This is a genomic window from Microcystis sp. M53598_WE2, assembly GCF_030067735.1.
Classification (GTDB): Bacteria; Cyanobacteriota; Cyanobacteriia; order Cyanobacteriales; family Microcystaceae; genus Microcystis; species Microcystis aeruginosa.
Genome location: NZ_JASJFE010001016.1, coordinates 1 through 2,340, shown reverse-complemented (window position 1 = coordinate 2,340; position 2,340 = coordinate 1). Strand labels below are relative to the sequence as shown.

Below are 2,340 nucleotides of genomic sequence, written 5' to 3'. Positions count from 1 at the left end.
TAACTGATAACTGATAACTGATAACTGATAACTGATAACTGATAACTGATAACTGATAACTGATAACTGACTAAATTTTGCTGTTTATTTCAGTTAATTCTTTAACTAAATGTTGACGATAACGTTCAGAAACTTTTTGTTCAGGATCGATACCTTCAAAGGTGGGAGGAAGCCAAACTCTTAACACCATTAATGTACCGAGAACTATTAGAAAAGCACAGGCAGCTAATACTTGTGTCCAATTAGTTTCTAGGACTCCTCTGACAATTAATTCTCGCAAAACCGAGACGATAGAAACTTCCACGGCAACACCGATAGAAACTCGTTTTTCTTGCAAATAAATAATCAATAATCGGAACAATTCTACTAGAATTAAGAGGAATAAAATATCGGCGGTAATAATCCGAAATTGAATCGGTGGCAGCAGAGACATAAACATTTCTCTGACTTCTAACACCATGAAGCTAAATAAACCGATACAGAGAGAAATGACAATTAAATCTTGAATCATTTCTAAGACTTGCACTACTCGCACCATCATTGGGGAAGGGTTTTTAATTGGTTCGTACATTTTATTTCTCCTAAGATTGATAGAATTGGGTGTTAGCTGTTGGGGGGATTTTTCAGTGAGCAGTGAGCAGTAACCAGTAATCGGTGAACTGATAACTGATAACTGATAACTGATAACTGATAACTGATAACTGTTAATAATGGTTGCCAACTTTGCGATGATGGACAGCAGTTAAGGTATCTAAACGGGCAACTCGTCCGGTATTAACGGTACAATAAACTACCCAATGATCGCCGCAATCTAAACGACTGGTTACTTCACATTCTATGTAAGCTAAGGCATCGGCTAAAATTGGTGATCCATTATTGGCAGTATAGGTTTTAATGCCTTCAAAACGATTGGCACCGGGAGAGAAACGCTTGAGGAAATGTTTCATTAATTTCTGGTAATTATCCTCAGCTAAAACATTTAAAACAAAGGTATCGCTAGGCTGTAAAAAGGATACCATTGCCCGATCTTTGGCCACTGCAATCGCCACACCTAAAGGATTTAAACTTGCTTGTGTCACCCAAGAGGCAATCATGGCACTAGATAAATCGGCTTTTTGGGAAGTAATTAGATACAATCCGGTACTAATACGGCCTAAAGCTCTTTCTAAGTCGTTGTTAATCGATTTAATTTGTTTAATCGTTTTTTCTCGGCTTAACCATTGGCCGAGGTCGGTTCCTGCTTCATCGGCAATAAAATCGAGGGATTGATTGGGATTGTCTTTAACTAAAAGAGGAGGAAAAGCTTCGATTGCGACCATTTCCTGTAATTTATTTCTTAAGGGAAAAATTGGTTCATCTTCCCCACCTCCTGACTCAAATAATCCTACAGCTTGTTTGCCATTAACTGCAGCAAGAATCGTGCTTAAAATCGTCTGGTTAGTCAGGGAAGATTGGGGAGGCATTCCGATGACAACTCCTTTAGACTGATTGATTAATTCTCTGACTTCGTGGGGATCAGCATTATTCATATCGACTAATTCTGTCACCACATCAGTTTTAGTCAGACCCTGACTAATCATAGTGGCTAAATGTTCGCTTTGTCCGTAATCTTGGGTAAAGAATATAGCCACTAAAGTATCGGCAGAAGTTTGTTCTTGACTCCAAGTTTGATAGCGTCCCACCCAATCAGAAATATGGTGTTTTAATAGGGGACCGTGACCAGTGGCAATGAGATTAATCTCAAATTTCTCGATTCTTTTAATTGCCCCTAAAACTGAACGAGCATTCGGTCGCATCAGACAGTCATAATAGGTTTGAAAATCGGCTTCTAGCAGGTCTTTTTCTCGATCGTAGATTTGATCATCACAAAAGTGCATTCCGAAAGCATCACAGGTAAAAAGGGTGGCAGTTTTAGCATCAAAAGTGAAGATAGTATCAGGCCAATGAAGATTAGGGGCTGAAACAAATTCTAAGATATGACCATTGCCTAAATCTAAAGTATCACCACTTTTAACGATTAACTGTTTAAAGGGTCTGTGTACCATGTTTTCGAGGAATTGCATGGCAACTTTTGCCCCCACCACGGTAACTTCTGGGACTAATTCTAAAACTTCTTTGACTAAACCACTGTGGTCGGGTTCGGTGTGACTGATAATTAAATAATCAAGATGATTGATGTTGATTAGTTTAGTTAATTCCTCCAGATAAAGGCGATCGAATTTGCGGTGAGATGTATCAATTAGGGCGGTTTTTTCCCCTTGAATAACAAAAGAGTTATAAGTGGTACCGTTTTCTAAACCAAATTCGATATCAAAACGATCGCGATCCCAATCCAAACAG

Annotated in this window: 2 protein-coding genes; both read right to left on the bottom strand. The window is 38.7% G+C overall.

Going from position 1 to position 2,340, the window contains the following annotated elements:
* Positions 1–70: 70 nt before the first annotated feature.
* The gene (locus tag PX636_RS20885; RefSeq protein WP_002763297.1) at positions 71–571 is read right to left on the bottom strand and encodes a phosphate-starvation-inducible PsiE family protein; all 501 of its coding nucleotides are present in this window, start codon (positions 569–571) and stop codon (positions 71–73) included.
* A gap of 133 nt (positions 572–704) precedes the next feature.
* Positions 705–2,340, bottom strand: a 1,636-nt coding sequence (locus PX636_RS20880; RefSeq protein ID WP_288118663.1) for a diflavin flavoprotein, incomplete at its 5' end; no start/stop codon positions are given.

What these genes read in the sequence shown, in the direction of transcription:
- PX636_RS20885 (WP_002763297.1), bottom strand. Translation starts at nt 571, where the DNA reads ATGTACGAACCAATTAAAAACCCTTCCCCAATGATGGTGCGAGTAGTG.